Genomic DNA, 19,624 nt, shown 5'->3' on the forward strand with positions numbered 1-19,624 from the left:
TTGGGGCTGTCACCAGCACGTCCCCCCGGGGGTACCTCCCAGCGGTAGCTGGGGGCGCCTCGGGGCGCAGTTCGGAAGGATCAACTCCCCTTGTCTGCCATCGACGACGCCGGCCGCCGTCTGCGCGCCAGGCGCAGACGGCGCGACTATCTGCTCTTCGCCGCGTTCGCCGCCCCGAACTTCCTGTTCCTGCTGCTCTTCGCCTACTGGCCGGTGGTCTACAACGGCTATCTCAGCCTGACCGACTGGGACATGATCTCCCCGGTCAAGGACTTCGTCGGGCTCGGCAACTACACCGATCTGCTCACCGACCCCGACTTCCGCGCCACCTTGTGGACCACGGTCGTCTTCGTCGTCGGCATCGTGGCCGGCGGTATCGTCCTCGGGCTGGCCACCGCGCTGCTCCTGAACCAGAAGCTGCGCGGCCGGAACGTGGTGCGGACGCTGACCTTCGCCCCGTATGTGCTCTCCGGGGCCGCCGTCGGCACCCTGTGGCTGTTCGTCTTCGACCCCAACTACGGGCTGATACGCCCGCTGATGGCCCCGCTCGGACTGACCGCCCCGGCCATGATGACCGACTCCAAGTGGGCGCTGACCGGTCTGATCCTGGTCTACCTCTGGAAGAACATCGGATTCGTCGCCGTGGTCTACCTGGCCGGGCTCCAGGGCCTGCCCAGGGAGGTGTACGAGGCCGCCGCGCTGGACGGCGCCGGGCCCTGGACGCGGTTGCGCCGGATCACCCTCCCGCTGCTTTCACCGGTCACCTTCTTCCTCCTGGTGACCTGCACCATCAGCACCTTCCAGGCGTTCGACGTGCTGGCCATGATGACCGCAGGCGGCCCGGGCACCTCCACCTCCACCCTCAGCTGGTTCATCTACGACCAGGGATTCCGCGCCTTCGACGCGGGGCGCTCCGCCGCCGGCGCGATGATCATGTTCGCCGTGCTTCTGCTGATCACCGCGGGACAGGCGCGCTACCTCGAGCGAAAGGTGCACTACCAGTGACGGCCCTCGACCCGGCGGCGCCCTCCCGCCGCCCCGGCGGCCGGGCCCGGCGCCTCGGCCTGTACGCGCTGCTCGTCCTGGTCGCGCTCATCGCGGCCGGCCCGCTGTACTGGCTGGCCTCCTCGGCGCTGAAGACCAACCCCCAGATCTACGCCTATCCGCCCCACTGGGTCCCCACCGACCTGCGCTGGAGCAACTTCACGGACGCCTGGAACGCGGCCCCCTTCGACCGGTTCTTCCTCAACTCCCTCGTGGTCTCGGTCGTCGGCACCGCCATCGAGCTGTGTTCCGCGCTGCTGTGCGCGTACGCCTTCGTCTTCCTGCCCTTCCCCGGCAAGAAGTGGCTGTTCCTCTTCCTGCTGGGCGCCATGATGGTCCCCGGCCATGTCACCCTGCTGCCCAACTTCCTGACCATCGCCCAGCTGGGCTGGGTCAACACCTGGGCCGGCCTGATCGCCCCGGGGCTGGGCTCGGTCTTCGGCACATTCCTGCTGCGCCAGCACATGCTGACGCTCCCCAAGGAGGTCATGGACGCGGCCCGGATCGACGGGGCGGGCCATCTGCGCACCCTCTTCCGCGTCGTACTGCCCATGTCACGGCCCATGGTGATCACCGTCGCCATCGTGATCATGGTGACCAAGTGGAACGACTTCATCTGGCCGCTGATCGTGACCAGCAGCGCCGATATGCGCACCCTCCCGGTCGGCCTCCTCTTCCTGCGGGACCAGGAGACCTACGCCAACTGGGGCGCCATCCTGGCCGGCACGGTGATGGTGATCCTGCCGGTGCTCATCGTCTTCTTCATCGCCCAGCGCTACATCATCGCCGGGCTGACCCAGGGAGCCGGGAAGTGAACCAGAGCCTCCCCAACCTGAGCCACAGCCTCCCCAGCCCGAGCCACAGCCTCCCCAGCCGTCGGCGCTTTCTCGCCCTCGCGGCCGGGGCGCCCACGGCCGCCGCGCTGCTGAGCGCCTGCGGCACCACCACCGGGCCGGTGGACCAGCCGGGCGGATCGGTCCCCGACCGCTACGCCGGGCGCACCCGCACCGTGCTGTGGTCCACCTTCGCGGACGTACCCGGCCGCGCCCTCCAGGATCTCGCCGACAAGTTCAACCGCGAGCAGCGCGACATCTATGTGGAGGTCCAGTTCCAGGGCACGTACGACGAATGCGCCCAGAAGGCGGTCGTCGGGCTGCTCGCCGGCCAGGCACCCGATCTGTGCGTGCTGTCCGATGTGAAGTGGTACCGCTTCTACTTCGGGGACGCGCTCGAGCCCTGGGACGACTACATCGACCCCGGCGAGCTGCGCGCCACCTACAACGCGAGGCTGCTGGGGGAGGGGCGGGTCAAGGGCCACCACTGGTGGCTGCCGCTGGCCCGCTCCACCCCGCTCTTCTATTTCAACCGCACCCTCTTCAAGAAGGCCGGGGTGCCCGACCGGGCCCCCGAGACCTGGGAGGAGATGTACGGCTGGGCCAAGGAGATCACCCGGCTGAAGACCCAGGGCAAGCCGGTCGCCATGGAGGCGTATCAGAAGATCGACGGGGACTGGCAGTTCCAGTGCACCGCCTGGCAGTGGGGCGGCGCGTACTCCAAGGGCCTGGACGTCACCATCGACCACGAGGCCACCGTCGCGGCCGGGGAGTGGCAGCGCAAACTGGTCCACAAGGACCGCATCGCCTATATGTCCACCGACCCCGCCGGGGACATGGGCAACCAGCTGATCGCAACCCTGATCACCTCCACCGGCGGGCTGAAGAAGATCTCCGAGATGGCGAAGGCGGGCGGCTGGGAGCTGGGCACCGGATTCCTGCCCCGCCACAAGGAGTTCGGGGTGACCACGGGCGGCGGCGGGCTCGGTATGTTCAAACGGGTGCCCAAGGAGCGCAAACAGGCCGCCGCGGAGTTCGTACGCTTCCTGGCGCGGCCGGAGAACGCGGCCCAGTGGACCGTCCAGACCGGCTATATGCCCGTGGTCCCGGCCGCCACCAAGTCCCCCGCGCTGGCGAAGCTGCTCACCGAGGACCCCAACTTCTCCACCGCGGTCAAGCAGCTGCCGCACACCCGCAAGGGCGACCAGGTGCGGATGATGGTGCCCAACGCCAATGTCCAGATCTACACCGGGCTACAGAAGATCTGGACCGGCAACACCCCCGCGCACGAGGCGTTCTCCGATGTCGCCACGCGGCTGCGCAAGGGAGTGGACCGGCACCGTGAGTCCATTGAGGAGCACCTGTGACACCGTCCCGACCCGCCACCCCACGCCCGGCCGTACGTCCTCTGGTCTACGGACACCGGGGCGCCAGGGCCGATGAGCCGGAAAACACCCTGCGCTCCTTCCGCCGCGCCCACCGGGTCGGCGCCGAGGGTGTCGAACTGGATGTGCGGGTGTCCCGCGACGGGCACCTCGTGGTGATCCACGACGCCACCGTGGACCGCACCACCGACGGTACGGGCGAGGTCGCCGCGCTCTCCCTGGCCGAGCTGCGGGAGCTCGACGCCGGCCAGGGCGAGCGGATCCCCACGCTCCGCGAGGCCCTGGACGCCTTCCCCGGACTGGTGCAGGTGGAGATCAAGGCCCCCGAGGCGGTGGCCGCTCTGGCCGAGTTCGACCGGCAAACCCCACTGCCCGAGCGAGTCGTGCTCACCTCCTTCCAGGCCGAGGCGCTCGACGAGGCCGCGCGGCTGCTGCCCCAGGTGGAACGGGGGCTGATCACCGCCGACCCCACGGCGGAACTGCCCGCGCGCGCCGCCGAAGTGAAGGCCACCTGGGTCTGCCCGGAGCTCACGCCCGAGCTGACGACCGGTCTGGTCGAGCGCTGCCACGCCCAGGGGCTGAGGGTGGACGCCTGGCCGGCCGCCGACGCCGGGCGGCTGGCGCGCTGTGTGGCCCTGGGCGCCGACGCGGTCACCACCGATCATCCCGCGCTGATCGACGGCTGGCTGCGAGCGGTCTGACCGCCCGCAGCCAGCTGCCCGTTCGGCCGGGATACGCGGGCCCGGACGCCGTCTCGGCGGATGCGGCGTCCGGGCCCGCGGCCCTTCCGTATTGTTGGAACACGTTCTACCGTGCCCCTCGATTCCAGGCGCCTACGCGGCGGACGCGAGACTCCAGGAGGGGCCGTGCACCTCGACTACACCCCCGAGCAGCGGCAACTGCGCACCGAACTGCGCGCGTACTTCACCGAACTCGTCCCCGACGACGCCTACGCCCGCTACGCCGACCCGGCCGGGCAGAAGCGGTTCTACCGCGAGACCATCCGCCGCCTCGGCGCGGATGGCTGGCTGGGCGTGGGCTGGCCACGGGAGTACGGCGGGCGTGGGCTCGGCCCGGTGGAGCAGTTCATCTTCTTCGACGAGGCCGCCCAGGCGGGAGTGCCGCTGCCCCTCATGGCGCTCAACACCGTCGGGCCCACCCTGATGCGGTACGGCACCGACGAGCAGAAGGAGTACTTCCTCCCGAAGATCCTCTCCGGCGAGATCGACTTCGCCATCGGCTACAGCGAGCCCGACGCGGGCACCGACCTCGCCTCGCTCAAGACCCGCGCCGTGCGCGAAGGAGACCCCGAGACCGGCCACTACCTCGTCAACGGCCAGAAGACCTGGACCACCAACGGCGACACCGCCGACTGGGTCTGGCTCGCGGTCCGCACCGACCCGGACGCCAAGCCCCATAAAGGGATCAGCATTCTGCTCGTGCCGACCAGCGACCCCGGCTACTCCTGCACCGTCATCACCACCCTCGCCTCCCACGACACCACCGCCAGCTACTACGAGAACATCGAGGTGCCGGCCACCCGCCGGGTCGGCGCGGAGAACGAGGGCTGGCGGATGATCACCACCCAGCTCAACTACGAGCGGGTCACTCTCGCCGCCCACGGGACGATGGCCATCCGCGCCCTGCGCGGCGTCCAGCAGTGGGCCGCCGACACCAAGCTCGCCGATGGCCGCCGCGTCATCGACCTGGGCTGGGTACGCGGGCGGCTGGCCCGTACCCACGCCAGGCTCGACGCCATGAAACTGCTCAACTGGCAGATGGTGGACGCCCTCCAGCGCGATGCACTCACCCCCCACGACGCCTCCGCCGTCAAGGTGTACGGCTCCGAGGCGCGCCGCGACGCGTACGCCTGGCTGATGGAGATCGTCGGCGCGGCGGGCCCGCTCAAGGAGGGATCGGCGGGGGCAGTGCTCCACGGCGAGCTCGAACGCGGCTACCGCAGCAGCGTCGTGTTCACCTTCGGCGGCGGCAACAACGAGGTGCAGCGGGAGATCATCTCCTGGATCGGCCTGGGGATGCCGAGGGTGCGCCGTTAGCGGATGAGCACCGGTGCCGGATCTGAACGGCCGGGTGACCGCGACCCGGGAGATGCCCCCGGGAGATCCCGCGGGAGTTGGCGCGCCCGCGGGATCCGAGGACCGCGAGGCTGCCCGGCTGGTCGGCTGCCTCGACCCCGCGGGCGTCCCCGCCGATACGGCGGGGCTCGCCGCGTACTTCGAGAAGGTGCGCCGGGCGCTCGCCCATACCCCTGGGGCCGGGAAGTCGACGCCTTTTTTGCGCAGACCGCCCGTTCATGCCCTGCTCGTGCCGGCGCGTGCGTTGATATGGGGGCGCATCGCCGCACTCGCCTATGCGAGCCTGCCCCCGTACGCCCACGAGTTGTACGCCCGCCCCCGCCGTCGTCACCCGCCGTCCCCCTTTTTTTGGCGGCTCGGTTCTCCCCCAGCTACCGCTGGGAGGTGCCCCCAGGGGCGCCTCAGCCCCTGTCGACGGTCGACCGTGCTCGGCCCTCCGCGCGGCGGAGCCGCATATCGACTGCGGCCTCAGGGCCTCCGCGCGCTCTCCCTTTCGACAGGGGCGCGCCCCTTCGGCTAACTCGTCGGGGGCGGCCGGGTGCTGCGCCGTATCCTGCCCACTCTCCGTTGGCAGCTGCCGCCCAAACACATCCTGCGGGCCGTCGAACGGCTGGATCCGGGCACTCGTCCCTCGGTCTACAAGTTGCGCCAAAACGCCGCCATACTGGACAACGGGGATGCGTCGAAGGCTCCATGACGAGCCGTCGGCTTCGACGGGGGCGGCGGGAGGCACTCCCGCCGGAGGCAGGGGGACCATGGCGGACACCAGGCTGATCCAGGGCCGTTACCGGCTGCTCGATCTGATCGGGCGCGGGGGAATGGGCGAGGTGTGGCGGGCGCTCGACGAGTCGCTGGGGCGGCGCGTCGCCGTCAAGTGCCTCAAGCCCATGGGGCAGCAGCGGGACCCGTCCTTCACGGACGTGCTGCGCGAGCGGTTCCGCCGCGAGGCGCGGGTCGCGGCCTCGCTGCAGCACCGCGGGGTGACCGTGGTGCATGACTTCGGGGAGCACGAGGGCGTTCTGTATCTGGTGATGGAGCTGCTGGAGGGGCGCAACCTCAGCCAGCTGCTGGAGGACAACGAGCAGCGGCCGCTGCCGGTCCCCGACGTCCTGGACATGGCCGGCCAGCTCGCCGTCGCCCTCGCGTACACCCATGACCAGGGCATCGTCCACCGGGACCTCAAGCCCGCCAACATCATGCGGCTGGCCGACGGCTCGGTGAAGATCTGCGACTTCGGCATCGCCCGGCTCGGCCATGACATCGGCTTCACGGCCCGGCTCACCGGGACCGGTATCGCCATGGGCACCCCGCACTACATGTCGCCCGAGCAGATCGCGGGCGGCGCCGTCGACCACCGCAGCGATCTGTACTCCCTGGGCTGTGTGCTGTACGAAATGGCCACCGGCGCGCCGCCGTTCGATGTCGACGACGCCTGGGCGGTGCTCGTCGGCCACCGCGACACCCCGCCCGAGCCGCCGCGCCGGCACCGGCCCGAGATCCCCGAGCCCTTCGAGCGGGTGATCCTCGACCTGCTGGCCAAGGACCCGGAGGACCGTCCGCGCGACGCCTCCGACCTGGCCAAGCGGATCGCCCTGGCCCGCGCGACCTGGGGTGCGGGGCAGCCGCTGGTGCCCGCGTGGACCCTGCCGGGGCTCGGCGCGGACGTCCCCGCGCAGCGACAGCCCCGCCTGCCCGACTGGGCCCGGCATATGTCCACCGGTACCGCGGCGGGCGGGGCCGCCCGGCCCGGGGCGCGGCCTGGCCCGCCGGGCGAGGCCGCCGGGCTCACCGGCGCGTGGACCGGTCGGGGCGGGGGAGCGGGGGCGGGCGGGCTGACCGCGGCGTGGGCCGCCGGCCCGGCGCCGCCGCCCGCCGGCCCGGCGCCGCCGCCCGCCGGCCCGGCGCCGCCGCCCGCCGGCCCGGCGCCGCCGCCCGCCGGGCCGTCTGCGCCTGCCGGGCCGTCTGCGCCCGCTGGGCCGTCTGCGCCTGCCGGGCCAGCTGGGCCGTCTGCGCCTGCCGGGCCGCCCGGGCTCGCTGGGCTGCCTGCGCTGGCCGGGTCTGCTGGGCCGCCCGCTGGGCCGTCTGCGCTGGCCGGGTCCGCTGGGCCGCCCGGGCTCGCTCTGGCGCCCCCGCCGCCGAATCTGCTCGCCACGCTCGCCGTCCGGCACACCATCGGGATGAGCCTGGCCCTGCAGGGCCGCTGGGAGGAGGCCGGCCAGACGCACCAGGAGGTCGCCGCCGAGCGGGAGCGCGTGCTGGGCCCCGACCACCCCGACACCCTCGCCAGCCGTTACGAGGCGGCCTTCGCGCTCGGGCGGCAGGGCCGCCACGGCGATGCGCTGGGCGAGTACGGGCGGGTGGCGGCGGGCCGCGCTCGGACGCTCGGACCCGAGCACCCGGACACGCTGGCCGCCCGGCAGGAGACCGCGTTCGCGCTGAGCCGCCTCGGCCGTCACTTCGAGGCCCACCAGATCTACGCCGCCGTACTCGCGTCCCGCGAGCGCACGATGGGCGCCGAGCACCCCGACACACTGCGCTGCCGCCACAACCTGGCCTTCAACCTGGGCCGCCTGGGGCGGTTCGAGGACTGCCACCGCGTGGCCCGCGAGGTGGCCGCGGCCCGCGCCCGTACCCTCGGCCTCGACCACCCCGACACCCTGGTCACCCGCTACGAGGTCGCGTACGCCCTCGGCCAGCTGGGCCGCTGGAGCGAGGCGCTGCACATCTACCGGGAGGTGGCCGACGCCCGCGGCCGGACCCTCGGCCCGGACCACCCGGACACCCTCGCGGCCCGCTACGAGGTCGGCATAAGCCTGGCCCGGCTGGGCCGCAGCGCGGAGGCCCTGGTGCTCTACCGCGCCCTCGTCGACGACCGCACCCGCGCCCAGGGCCCCACCGACCCCGAGACCCTGCGTGCCCGGCACGGCCTCGGCGTGAACCTGGGCCGCCTCGGCCGCTGGGAGGAGGCCCTGGCCGAGGCCCGCGACGTCTCCGCCCTCCGCGAGCGGACGCTGGGCCCGGACCACCCCGACACCCTGGTCAGCCACCGGGAGGTGGCGGTGGCCCTCGGCTGGCTCGGCAACTGGACGGACGCCCTGGAGCTCTACCGCCGGGTCGCCCGGGCCCGGGCGGACGTGCTGGGCGCTGACCACCCCGACGCCCTCGCCAGCCTGGGCGACGAGGCCCAGTGCCTGGAGCAGTTGGGGCGGCGGGAGGAGGCCGTCGAGCTGTACCGGCGGATGGCGGCGGTACGGCGTCGGCACGAGTGAGACCCAGGGCCGCCCGGCCCCGGCGGCGGCCGGGCCGTGCCCCTTGCGCGGCTCCGCTGCGGTGGGGCTCGGTCGGTGCGGCGGGACGGGCGGGCCCATGGAACGGCCTTGGTGTGTTGCCGTCGCGCGGCTGACGGGCGGGTCGGCTGTGCCTCGGTCCGGCGGGCCCCCGGCGGCTGCTCCGGCCCGGTCCGGCGGGCCCCGGCGGCGGCCGGGCCGCGCCCCCTGCGCGGCTCCGCCGCGGTGGGCCCGGTCGGTGCGGCGGGCAAATGGCCCCTCGGACGGCCTCGGATGTGTCGCCCGTACCCCCACGGGGGTCAGCTGTGCCGGGCCCGGCGGGGGCGGCGGCTGCCCGAGCCGCGCCTTGCCGCGTCCTGGCCCCGGCGATCACCGCGTGCTACTCAGGAGGTATGCCTCACAGCGACGCGTACGACGCCGTCATCGTCGGCGGCGGCCACAACGGCCTGGTCGCCGCCGCCTACCTCGCCCGCGCCGGCCGCAGGGTGCTCCTGATGGAGCGGCTTGACCACACCGGCGGCGCCGCCGTCTCCACGCGCCCCTTCGCCGGGGTCGACGCGCGGCTCTCCCGATACTCGTATCTGGTGAGCCTGCTTCCGCGGCGGATCGTGGACGACCTCGGGCTGCGCTTCTCCGTCGCCAAGCGGACCGTGTCCTCGTACACCCCCGCCGTCCGCGGCGGGCGCCCCACCGGGTTGCTGGTGGGCGGTGGCGAAGCCCGTACCCGTGAGTCGTTCGCCCGGCTGACCGGCTCGGACCGGGAGTACGAGTCCTGGCAGCGGTTCTACGGGATGACCCGGCGCGTGGCCGAGCGGGTGTTCCCGACCCTCACCGAACCGCTGCCCACGCGCGAGGCGCTGCGCGCGCGGATCGGCGACGAGACGGCCTGGCGGGCGCTGTTCGAGCGGCCCCTCGGCGAGACGGTGGAGGCGGAGTTCGAGGACGACCTGGTCCGGGGCGTGGTCCTCACCGACGCCCTGATCGGCACCTTCAGCCACGCCCACGATCCGTCGCTGCGTCAGAACCGCTGCTTCCTCTACCACGTGATCGGCGGCGGCACCGGCGACTGGGACGTGCCGGTCGGCGGCATGGGCGCGCTGACCGACGCGCTCCGGGACGCGGCCCTCGCGGCGGGCGCCCGGATCGCCACCGGCTGTGAGGCGACGGCCATCGCTACCGACGGGAAGTCCGCGGAGGTGATGTTCCGTGACGCGGACGGGGAGGGCCTGGTGGAGGCCCGATACGTACTCGTCGGGGCCGCTCCGCAGGAGCTGGCCGTGATGCTGGGCGACGAGTCGCCCGATCCGCCCGCCGAGGGCGCACAGCTCAAGGTGAACATGCTGCTGCGCCGGCTGCCCGCGCTGCGCGACCCCGACGTCGACCCGCGCGAGGCGTTCGCCGGGACGTTCCACATCGCCGAGGGCTACGGCGACCTGGAGGCCGCCTACAGCCAGGCCGCGGCGGGTGGGCTGCCCCTGCGGCCACCCTCGGAGATCTACTGCCACTCGCTGACCGACCCGTCGATCCTGGCCCCCGACTTGGTCCGGCAGGGCTACCAGACCATGACGCTGTTCGGGCTGCAGACCCCCGCGCGGCTCTTCACCACCGACCATGACACGACGCGGGCCACGCTGCTCGAGGCCACCCTCGAACTGCTCGACGCCGAGCTCGCCGAGCCGATCGCCGACTGTCTGGCGTACGACTCCGAGGGCATGCCCTGTATCGAGGCGAAGAGCCCGCTGGACCTGGAGCGGGAGCTGCGGCTGCCCGGCGGCAACATCTTCCACCGCGAGCTGGCCTTTCCGTACGCCCAGGAGGGCACCGGCCGCTGGGGCGTGGAGACGCGCCACGCCAATGTGCTGCTGTGCGGGGCGGGCGCGGTACGCGGGGGCGGGGTGAGCGGAATCCCGGGGCACAACGCGGCCATGGCGGTGCTCGGCCGGTAGCCGCGCCCGGGCCGTACCCGGGCCGTACCCGGGCCGTACCCGGGCCGTACCCGGGCCGTACCCGGGCCGTACCCGGCCCGCATCCGGGCCGCAGCCAACCGGACAGCCAAAGAATCTGACGTTGCGTCAGAAAAACTCTTCCTTCGTCCGCCGCCCTGCGGCATCCTGCCGCCCATGGAGACGGAGCTGAGCAACAGGCTGGGCATCGAGCACGCCATCTTCGGCTTCACGCCGTTCCCCGCCGTGGCCGCCGCGATCACCCGGGCCGGCGGGTTCGGCGTGCTCGGCGCGGTCCGCTACGGAGCGGCGGACGAGCTGGCGCGCGACCTCGACTGGATGCAGGAGCACACCGACGGCAAGCCGTACGGCGTCGATGTCGTCATGCCCGCGAAGAAGGTCGAGGGGGTGACCGAGGCGGACATCGAGGCGATGATCCCCGAAGGACACCGCCGGTTCGTCCAGGAGACCCTGGCCAAGCACGGCGTACCCGAGCTCGCCGAGGGCGAGGCCTCCGGCTGGCGGATCACCGGCTGGCTGGAGCACGTCGCCCGCAGCCAGCTGGACGTCGCTTTCGACTACCCCGTCAAACTCCTGGCCAACGCCCTCGGCTCACCGCCCCCCGACGTCGTCGAGCGCGCCCACGGCCACGGCATCCTCGTCGCTGCCCTCGCGGGCAGCGCGCGCCACGCGCTCCACCACAAGGACGCGGGGCTCGACATCGTGGTCGCGCAGGGCTACGAGGCGGGCGGCCACACCGGCGAGATCGCGTCCATGGTGCTCACCCCGGAGGTGGTACGGGCGGTGGACCCGCTGCCCGTACTCGCGGCCGGCGGCATCGGCAGCGGCGAACAGATCGCCGCCGGGCTCGCGCTCGGCGCACAGGGCGTCTGGCTCGGCTCCATCTGGCTCACCACCGACGAGGCCGCGCTCACGTCGCCCGCGCTCACCCAAAAGCTGCTCGCGGCCGGGTCCGGCGACACCGTCCGCTCCCGCGCCCTCACCGGCAAGCCCGCCCGACAGCTGCGCACCGAGTGGACCGACGCCTGGGAGGCCCCCGAGGGCCCGGACCCGCTGCCGATGCCGCTGCAGGGCCTGCTGGTGGCCGAGGCCGTCTCGCGCATCCAGAAGTACGAGGTGGAGCCGCTGCTCGGCACGCCGGTCGGGCAGATCGTCGGCCGGATGGACACCAAACGCCCGGTGCAGGCCGTCTTCGACGATCTGACCCGCGGCTTCGAGTGCGCCATCGACCGCGTCAACCGTATCGCCGGACGGGCCTGAGCCCGCCGCGACCCCTACTGTCCCTGCCTGATACGCCGCCAGAAGGAGGACCGGACCGCCATGTCCCGTACACCCAACGGCTTCTGGGCCCAGGCCGCGCTCGAACCCGACCGCACCGTCCTGATCGCCCCGGACGGCGAGGAGTGGACCGCCGCCCGGCTGCACGCCGCCTGCAACCAGCTCATCGGCGGGCTGCGCGCCGCGGGGCTGCGGCGGGGCGACGCCTTCGCGGTGGTGCTGCCCAACGGCGTCGAGTTCTTCACCGCCGCGCTCGCCGCCACCCAGGCCGGGCTCTATCTGGTGCCCGTCAACCACCACCTGGTCGGCCCCGAGATCGCCTGGATCGTCTCCGACTCCGGCGCCAAGGTGCTGATCGCCCACGAGCGCTTCGGCGAACAGGCCACCCTGGCCGCCGACGAGGCCGGGCTGCCCGCCACCCATCGCTATGCGGTCGGCGAGGTCGGCGGCTTCCGCCCGTACGCCGAACTGCTGGCCGGACAGTCCGATCAGCCGCCCGCCGACCGCGAGCTGGGCTGGGTGATGAACTACACCTCCGGTACGACGGGCCGCCCGCGCGGCATCCGGCGCGCGCTGACCGGAGCCCTCCCCGAGAACGCCCACCTCGGCGGCTTTCTGCGCTTCTTCGGCATCAAACCCCGCGACGAGGAGCCCGACAACGTCCATCTGGTGTGCTCACCGCTCTACCACACCGCGGTGCTCCAGTTCGCCTCCTCCTCCCTGCACATCGGCCACCGGCTGGTGCTCATGGACAAGTGGACGCCCGAGGAGATGCTGCGCCTCATCGACGCGTACCGCTGCACACACACCCATATGGTCCCCACCCAGTTCCACCGGCTGCTGGCGCTGCCCGAAGAGGTCAGGGGGCGCTACGACGTGTCCTCGATGCGCCACGCCATCCACGGGGCCGCACCCTGCCCTGACCACGTCAAGCGCGCCATGATCGACTGGTGGGGCGGCTGCGTCGAGGAGTACTACGCGGCCAGCGAGGGCGGCGGTGCCTTCGCCACCGCCGAGGACTGGCTCAAGAAGCCGGGGACGGTCGGCAAGCCCTGGCCGATCAGCGAACTGGCCATCTTCGACGACGACGCCAACCGGCTCCCGGCCGGTGAACTCGGCACCGTCTACATGCGGATGAGCACCGGCGGCTTCGCGTACCACAAGGACGAGGCCAAGACCCGCAAGAACCGCATCGGCGACTTCTTCACGGTCGGCGACCTCGGCCTGCTCGACGAGGACGGCTATCTCTACCTCCGCGACCGAAAGATCGACCTGATCATCTCCGGCGGCGTCAATATCTACCCGGCCGAGATCGAGGCCGAACTGCTCACCCATCCCGCCGTCGCCGACGCCGCGGCCTTCGGCATCCCGCACGATGACTGGGGCGAGGCGGTCAAGGCGGTCGTGGAGCCTGCCCCGGGACACGAGCCGGGGCCCGAGTTGGAGCGGGAGCTGCTGGACCACTGCGAGGGGCGGCTGGCCGGATACAAACGCCCCAAGTCGGTCGACTTCGTGGCCGAGATGCCACGGGACCCCAACGGCAAGCTCTACAAGAGGCGGCTGCGCGAGCCGTATTGGGAAGGGCGTGAGCGAGCGATGTGACGCGGGTAGCCTCTGCCCTATGCACACACTTGACACCGTCGAGGTGGACGGGATCGAGCTGGCCTACCGGGTCTGGGGGGAGCGTGAGGCTCCCCCCGTCCTGCTCTTGGCCGGCCTTGGCGCGGACGGCGTCGACTGGCTGGGAATCGCCCCCGAACTCGCCCGCACCCGGCGGGTGTACGCGCTCGACCTGCGCGGCCACGGGGCCAGCGACTGGCCCGGGGACTACGCCCTGGAGCGGGTGAGCGACGACATCGTCGGCTTCCTCGCGGCCCTCGGCCTGCCCCGCGTCTCGGTCGTCGGGCACTCCTACGGGGGCGTGGTCGGCTACCTCCTCGCCCAGCGCCACCCCGACCTCGTCGAGCGGCTGGTGATCGAGGACGCCCCGCCGCTGTGGGCCCAGGACCCGCCGCTGGAAGTGCCCGAGCGCCCGGCGGGGCGGCTGGTCTTCGACTGGGCGGTCAAGACCCAGTTCACCGAGCAGCGCAACGCGCCCGATCCACGGTGGATCGAAGGGCTTTCCGCGATCACCGCCCCGACCCTGCTCATCGGCGGCGGCCCGGACAGCCATATCCCGCAGGAGCTGATGGCCGACATGGCCAAGCGGATACCCGACTGCCGCCTGGTCACCATCGACGCGGGGCATCTCGTCCACGAGACACGCCCCGCGGAGTTCCTGGCCGAGGTGCGCCCGTTTCTGGAGGCAGGGGAATGACGCCGATGCTGAAGGGGACGCTGCGCCACGCGCTGACCGCCGTCGCGGCCCTCGGGCTGCTGGCCACGGCTGCGCCCGGCGCGGCGGCGGCTGGGGCCGTTTCCGTCGCCGCTCCTGCCTCGGCTTCCGTACCGGCGCCTCCCTACGGGCGGCTGCTGCCGATCACCGACCTGTCCGCCCAGCGGCTGCTGACCGCCGATCAGGTAGCGCAGGCGAAGTGGGGCACGGACAGCCCCATCGACGACCCCGAGCGGGAGCGGCAGGTGCTGGAGGCGGTGGCCGAACAGGCCCGCGCGCTGGGCGCGGACCCGGAGGCCACCGTACGGATCTTCCGCGACCAGATCGAGGCCAACAAGCTCGTCCAGCGCGGCCTGTACCGCCGCTGGGAGGCCGACCCCGCCCAGGCGCCCACCGAACGCCCCGACCTCTCCAAGGTCCGGCTGGAGATCAACCGGATCAACGGCGAGCTGGTCCGGGCCATCGCCGGCTCGGAGCGGGCCCGGGCCGAGCGGTCCTGCACGGGCCTGCTGACCGTGGCCGCGCTGCGCGTACGCCACGACAGACAGCTGGACGCGCTGCATTCGGTGGCACTGGAGCGCGCCCTGCCGTCCGTGTGCGCGCCGAACGGGACCTGAGCGCAGCGGCCTCCCGTGGGGTGCGGGGGCTACGCCTCCGCCGCCTCGCCGACAGACCAGCTGACGCCGTGGTCCCCCAGGAAGTCGAGGAACCCGGCGGCGTCGAAGGCCTGGGCGGAGGCGAGGACCCCCGCGGGGGCGCCGTCGGCGGCAAGCCGTCGGGCCGCCTCGACGGCGATCACGGCGGTGGTGCCGTACGCATCGAAGCCGCGGACCTCGCCCCGGGCGCGCCGGCCGTCGACGCCCAGCACCTCCACCGCGAAGGCCCACTGCATCGCCTTGCGCTGCGCGGCTGTCGGGCCTTCCGGCACCTGCTCGGCCATCTCGGGGGACAGCCGGGTGAAGAGCTCGTACACCTCCTGGGAGGCAAGTCCCTCCACCTGCCGGGTGCGCACATGGCGGGGCACGGTCACCACCGCGGGCAGCGCGAAGCGCACCACGGGCGTCGGCGCCGACCCGCCGGGCAGCACGATCTCCTTACGGCGGGCGGTCGCCCGCGGTGACAGCTGCCCGTCCTCGTAGCCGAGACCGCCGTCGAGCAGCGTCTCCCGCAGAGCGCCCATCGAGCGGATGGTGCCCCGCGAGGCGCCGCCGCTGACGATGTCGACGGCGATGGCGATCTCCTCTGCCTCGCCGCCCACGCGCGCGGCGGTCAAGGCGGTGATCAGGTCGCTCGGGAGGCCGTCGTCGGTGACACCGGGGACGACGGCGACCCCGGCGCGCTCGGCGTCCGCGCCGAAGGTGTCGAAGATGTGCCGGATGTAGGGCTGTTCGCCCGTGATGTCGACATAATGACTTCCCGCGGCGATGGCGGCGCGCACCACACCCTCTCCCCACCGGGTGAACGGTCCGGCGCAGTTGACGACGGCGTCGGTGTCGCGGAATGCGGCGACGAGCGCGTCGTGGTCCTCGGCGTCCGCGACCCGTATCTCCGCGACCCGTATTTCCGCGCCCCGGAACCCGGCCTCCGACGCCGCGGCGCGCAGCCGCTCGGCGCCGCGCCCCACCAGCACCACGTCGATACCGCGGCGCCGCGCCTCCGCGACCGCGAGCTTGCCGGTGTAACCACTCGCGCCAAAGACGGCGATCTTCACAACGTTCTCCTCTGGGTGTGCCTTCTGGCTTGTGATCCACCGTAGGAAGACCCGGAGAGATTCCCGATGCCTCACCGTATTCGGAACATGTCCATTCGTCTCGTGTGCGGCGCGGCTCCGATATGGTGGCGCGCATGGATGTCCTCAGCGACGCGATCACCTCCATGCGCGCCGGGCGGCCACACGCGGGGCGCACGGAGCAGCACGGCTCCTGGGGCGTGCGCTTCCCCGACTCCGAGGGCGCGGGCTTCCATGTCGTGCTCCAGGGGACGTGCTGGATGCTGCCGCGCGACGGCGAGCCGATTGCCCTGGGCCCGGGGGATGTGGTGTTCATGCCGCACGGGCGCGGACACGGCCTCGCGGACAGCCCCCACACCCCACTGGCCGCGTTCCGAGGCTCCCTCCCGGGTCCGTTCGCCGAAGACGCCGCTTCCGCAGACATCGAAGGGGGCGCCGACGCAGGCGCGGATCGGCGCCCGGGCCCGGACACGCTGTTGCTCTGCGGCGCCTATTTCCTCGACAGGGCCCGGCCGCACCCCCTCCTCGGTGAGCTGCCCCAAGCCCTCCACATCCCGGCCCGGCTCGGCCGCCACCCCGAGCTGCGCTCGGCCGTCGAACTGCTGGGCGGCGAGCTGGAGCGGGCGCGCCCCGGCACGAGCGCCGTGCTGACCTCACTGCTCGACATGCTGCTGCTGTATGTGCTGCGCGCCTGGTACGAGGAGCAGTCGGGTCACATGAGCACCGGCTGGGCCGCCGCCCTGCACGACCGCGCCGTCTCCGAGGCGCTGCGCGCCATCCACCGCGACCCCGCCCACCCCTGGACCGTCGAGACGTTGGGACAGGCCGCGGGGCTGTCCCGGGCGGCGTTCGCCCGGCGCTTCACGGCCCTCGCCGGGCAGCCGCCGCTCGCGTATCTGACCTGGTGGCGGATGACGGTGGCGGCCCGGCTGCTGCGCGAGTCGGAGCTGCCGCTGCGCGCGGTGGCCGAACGGACCGGATACGCCTCGGAATTCGCCTTCGCCAAGGCGTTCAAACGGGAGTACGGGGTCGCGCCCGGCGGCTACCGGCGGCACGGTCAGGAGTCGGCAGGGGCGCTCGCCGCGACCTCCCTCGCCCAGCGGTAGTCCGCCTTGCCGCTGGGCGAGCGCTGAATGTGGTCGCTGAAGACGACCGTACGCGGGATCTTGTAGCCCGCGAGCCGGGTGCGGCAGTGCGCCCGTACGGCGTCGGCGGTCAGCGGCGCCGCGCCCTCGCGGGGCTGGACGACGGCCGCGACGCGGCTGCCCCAGCGCTCGTCCGGTACGCCCGCCACCAGCGCGTCGTACACATCCGGATGGGCCTTCAGCGCCTGCTCGACCTCCTCCGGATAGACTTTCTCGCCGCCGGTGTTGATGCACTGCGAGCCGCGTCCCAAGACCGTGATCACACCGTCCTCGTCGACCGTGCCCATGTCGCCGAGCAGCACCCAGCGCTCGCCGTCCGCCTCGAAGAACGTCTCGGCGGTTTTCTTCGGGTCGTTGTAGTAGCCGAGCGGCACATGGCCGCGCTGGGCGATGCGGCCGGGCTCGCCGGGCGCCACGGGCTGGTACGTCGCCGGGTCGACCACCGAGGTACGGGCGTTGACGCGCAGCCGGAACCCCTTCTGGGGGCCGGCGTCCTCGGTGGCGGTGCCGTTGAAACCGGACTCCGAGGAGCCGAAGTTGTTCAGCAGCATGGTGTGCGGCGCCAGCGCGGCGAACTGGGCCCGTACGGTGTCCGACAGCACCGCGCCGGAGCTGCTGACGCTGAACAGCGACGAGCAGTCGGTGTCCTTGAGGGGGCCGGCCAGGGCATCCACCAGGGGGCGCAGCATCGCGTCGCCGACCAGCGAGACGCTGGTGACCTTCTCCTTCTCGATCGTGCGCAGCACGTCTTCGGGCACGAATTTACGGTGGATGACCACCTTCTGGCCGAAGTTGAAGCCGATGAAGGCGGTGAGCGTGGAGGTGCCGTGCATCAGCGGCGGGGTGGGGAAGAACACCAGGCCCTCGCCGCCCGCCGCCACCCGCTCCGCCAGTTCCTCGGGCCGGTCGACCGGCCGGCCGGTCGGTGCGCCGCCGCCGAGCCCGGAGAAGAACAGGTCCTCCTGCCGCCACAGGACGCCCTTGGGCATGCCCGTGGTGCCCCCGGTGTAGATGATGAACCGGTCGTCGGCCGAGCGCGCCGGGAAGTCGCGCTCGGGCGAACCCGAGGCCTCGGCCTCCTCGAAGGGCACGGGCGCGGGGTCGGGGGTGGGGCCGTCCCCGGCCGGCGCGCCGACCCGGATGAGATGGCGCAGGGTGTCGGTGCGGGGGAGCGCGGCGGCCACCCGGTCGCCGAACTCGGCGTCGTACACCAGCGCCGCCAGGTTGGCATCCCGGTAGAGGTAGATCAGCTCTTCTTCGACGTAGCGGTAGTTGACGTTCACCGGCACGGCCCGGATCTTCAGACAGGCGAGGGAGGTCTGCAGATACTCGACGCCGTTGTACAGATGCAGGCCTACGTGTTCGCCCGGCGCGATGCCGGCGGTGTCCCGCAGATGGTGGGCGAGCCGGTTGGCGGCCGCGTCGAGCTGCGCGTAGCTCAGCCTCCGCTCGGCCCCGGTGCCGGGGTGGTCGATATACACCAGCGCCTCTCTGTCGGGCACCGTGTCGACGATCGACTCGAACAGGTCGGCAAGGTTGTACTCCACGGCTCCTCCTGACCTGACACCGGGCGGCCTTGGCGGTCATTGGAGCGCCGTCCGGAAGAGATGTGAAGGCGCATGGCCAATAAATCTGACTGAGCATCAGATTTCTCTTGAAGTCGTCCGGCACCTCCTGCAACCTGTTCTAGGTCGAGACGGGAGGACTGCCGTGACAAGCGGGACCGAACACCTGATGGTGGAGCGCGCCGGCGCGACGCTGGTGCTCACCCTGAACCGTCCGGAGGCCAAGAACGCGCTCTCGCTGCCGATGCTGGTCGGCCTCCACGACGGCTGGGCACAGGCCGACGAGGACGACGACATCCGGTCGGTGGTGCTCACCGGGGCCGGCGGGGTCTTCTGCGCGGGCATGGACCTCAAGGCCCTGGCGGGCGGCGACGGGATGGCCGGACAGCACTACCGGGACCGGCTCAAGGCCGACCCCGATCTCCACTGGAAGGCGATGCTCCGGCATCACCGGCCGCGCAAACCGGTGATCGCCGCCGTCGAAGGCCACTGTGTCGCGGGCGGCACCGAAATCCTCCAGGGCACCGACATCCGCGTCGCGGGCCACGGCGCCACCTTCGGACTCTTCGAGGTCAGGCGCGGCCTGTTCCCCATCGGCGGCTCCACCGTCCGCCTGGCCCGCCAGGTCCCGCGCACCCACGCGCTGGAGATGCTGCTGACCGGGCGGCCGTACACCGCCGAGGAAGCCGAGCGGATCGGGCTGATCGGCCGGGTCGTACCCGACGGCACGGCCTTGGAGGCCGCCCTGGAGATCGCCGAGCTGATCAACGCCAACGGCCCGCTCGCCGTCGAGGCCGTCAAGGCGTCCGTGTACGAGACGGCGGAGATGACCGAAGCCGACGGCCTGAAGTCGGAACTCGAACGCGGCTGGCCCATCTTCGCCACCGCCGACGCGAAGGAGGGCTCGAAGGCCTTCGCGGAGAAGCGACCGCCGGTCTACCGACGGGCCTGAACACCCACCTC

The 19,624-nt window shown here is 72.4% G+C and carries 15 protein-coding genes and 1 pseudogene; 14 read left to right on the top strand and 2 right to left on the bottom strand.

All coding sequences use genetic code 11. The features are described 5' to 3' along the window. Nucleotides 1-90: 90 nt before the first annotated feature. The 12 genes and pseudogenes from ACH4U7_RS00105 to ACH4U7_RS00160 all read left to right on the top strand — a co-directional run bounded on the left by ACH4U7_RS00105 (nucleotide 91) and on the right by ACH4U7_RS00160 (nucleotide 14,839). On the top strand, nucleotides 91-1,005 hold the full coding sequence (locus ACH4U7_RS00105) for a carbohydrate ABC transporter permease (protein WP_398525765.1): 915 nt from the start codon (nucleotides 91-93) through the stop codon (nucleotides 1,003-1,005). After that, nucleotides 1,002-1,859 (top strand): carbohydrate ABC transporter permease, encoded by an 858-nt coding sequence (locus ACH4U7_RS00110; RefSeq protein ID WP_398525766.1) that lies wholly within the window; start codon nucleotides 1,002-1,004, stop codon nucleotides 1,857-1,859. The genes ACH4U7_RS00105 and ACH4U7_RS00110 overlap by 4 nt, the downstream gene beginning before the upstream one ends. Continuing rightward, entirely contained in the window at nucleotides 1,856-3,244 is a 1,389-nt protein-coding gene (locus ACH4U7_RS00115) for an ABC transporter substrate-binding protein (protein WP_398525767.1), read from the top strand. The genes ACH4U7_RS00110 and ACH4U7_RS00115 overlap by 4 nt, the downstream gene beginning before the upstream one ends. After that, a complete protein-coding gene (locus tag ACH4U7_RS00120) occupies nucleotides 3,241-3,963 on the top strand; it encodes a glycerophosphodiester phosphodiesterase (protein ID WP_398525768.1) in 723 nt (240 codons plus the stop codon). The genes ACH4U7_RS00115 and ACH4U7_RS00120 overlap by 4 nt, the downstream gene beginning before the upstream one ends. A gap of 165 nt (nucleotides 3,964-4,128) precedes the next feature. Beyond that, nucleotides 4,129-5,319: an acyl-CoA dehydrogenase family protein gene (locus ACH4U7_RS00125; protein WP_398525769.1), complete on the top strand. Its 1,191-nt coding sequence runs from the start codon at nucleotides 4,129-4,131 to the stop codon at nucleotides 5,317-5,319. Between the two features lie 94 nt (nucleotides 5,320-5,413). Further along, nucleotides 5,414-6,055, top strand: a pseudogene (locus ACH4U7_RS00130) (oxygenase MpaB family protein); the annotation flags it as partial. Nucleotides 6,056-6,113: 58 nt separating this feature from the next. Then, on the top strand, nucleotides 6,114-8,627 hold the full coding sequence (locus tag ACH4U7_RS00135) for a tetratricopeptide repeat protein (protein WP_398525770.1): 2,514 nt from the start codon (nucleotides 6,114-6,116) through the stop codon (nucleotides 8,625-8,627). A 410-nt stretch (nucleotides 8,628-9,037) separates the two neighbouring features. After that, on the top strand, nucleotides 9,038-10,591 hold the full coding sequence (locus ACH4U7_RS00140) for a phytoene desaturase family protein (protein ID WP_398525771.1): 1,554 nt from the start codon (nucleotides 9,038-9,040) through the stop codon (nucleotides 10,589-10,591). Nucleotides 10,592-10,765: 174 nt separating this feature from the next. Continuing rightward, nucleotides 10,766-11,869, top strand: coding sequence for an NAD(P)H-dependent flavin oxidoreductase (locus ACH4U7_RS00145; protein WP_398525772.1), 1,104 nt, complete (start codon nucleotides 10,766-10,768; stop codon nucleotides 11,867-11,869). A gap of 60 nt (nucleotides 11,870-11,929) precedes the next feature. Continuing rightward, nucleotides 11,930-13,489, top strand: coding sequence for an acyl-CoA synthetase (locus ACH4U7_RS00150; RefSeq protein WP_398525773.1), 1,560 nt, complete (start codon nucleotides 11,930-11,932; stop codon nucleotides 13,487-13,489). Between the two features lie 19 nt (nucleotides 13,490-13,508). Beyond that, nucleotides 13,509-14,204 carry an alpha/beta fold hydrolase gene (locus tag ACH4U7_RS00155; RefSeq protein ID WP_398525774.1) on the top strand — a complete coding sequence of 232 codons (696 nt, stop codon included), beginning with the start codon at nucleotides 13,509-13,511 and terminating at the stop codon, nucleotides 14,202-14,204. Between the two features lie 5 nt (nucleotides 14,205-14,209). Beyond that, a complete protein-coding gene (locus ACH4U7_RS00160) occupies nucleotides 14,210-14,839 on the top strand; it encodes a chorismate mutase (protein WP_398526417.1) in 630 nt (209 codons plus the stop codon). A 29-nt stretch (nucleotides 14,840-14,868) separates the two neighbouring features. On the opposite strand, the gene ACH4U7_RS00165 is transcribed toward ACH4U7_RS00160, so the two are convergent. Beyond that, the gene (locus ACH4U7_RS00165; RefSeq protein ID WP_398525775.1) at nucleotides 14,869-15,933 is read right to left on the bottom strand and encodes a saccharopine dehydrogenase family protein; all 1,065 of its coding nucleotides are present in this window, start codon (nucleotides 15,931-15,933) and stop codon (nucleotides 14,869-14,871) included. Nucleotides 15,934-16,067: 134 nt separating this feature from the next. Here ACH4U7_RS00165 and ACH4U7_RS00170 point away from each other — a divergent pair, with 134 nt between their 5' ends. Further along, nucleotides 16,068-17,057, top strand: a complete 990-nt coding sequence (locus ACH4U7_RS00170; RefSeq protein WP_398525776.1) for an AraC family transcriptional regulator — start codon at nucleotides 16,068-16,070, stop codon at nucleotides 17,055-17,057. Here the strand turns inward: ACH4U7_RS00170 and ACH4U7_RS00175 are convergent. Beyond that, nucleotides 17,009-18,643 carry an acyl-CoA synthetase gene (locus ACH4U7_RS00175; RefSeq protein WP_398525777.1) on the bottom strand — a complete coding sequence of 545 codons (1,635 nt, stop codon included), beginning with the start codon at nucleotides 18,641-18,643 and terminating at the stop codon, nucleotides 17,009-17,011. The two genes, ACH4U7_RS00170 and ACH4U7_RS00175, sit on opposite strands and share 49 nt — an antisense overlap. 163 nt (nucleotides 18,644-18,806) lie before the next feature. Between ACH4U7_RS00175 and ACH4U7_RS00180 the strand changes: the two genes are divergently transcribed. Beyond that, entirely contained in the window at nucleotides 18,807-19,613 is an 807-nt protein-coding gene (locus tag ACH4U7_RS00180; RefSeq protein ID WP_398525778.1) for a crotonase/enoyl-CoA hydratase family protein, read from the top strand. The last annotated feature ends 11 nt before the right edge of the window (nucleotides 19,614-19,624 follow it).

This window comes from Streptomyces sp. NPDC020845, from assembly GCF_044334165.1.
GTDB lineage: Bacteria > Actinomycetota > Actinomycetes > Streptomycetales > Streptomycetaceae > Streptomyces.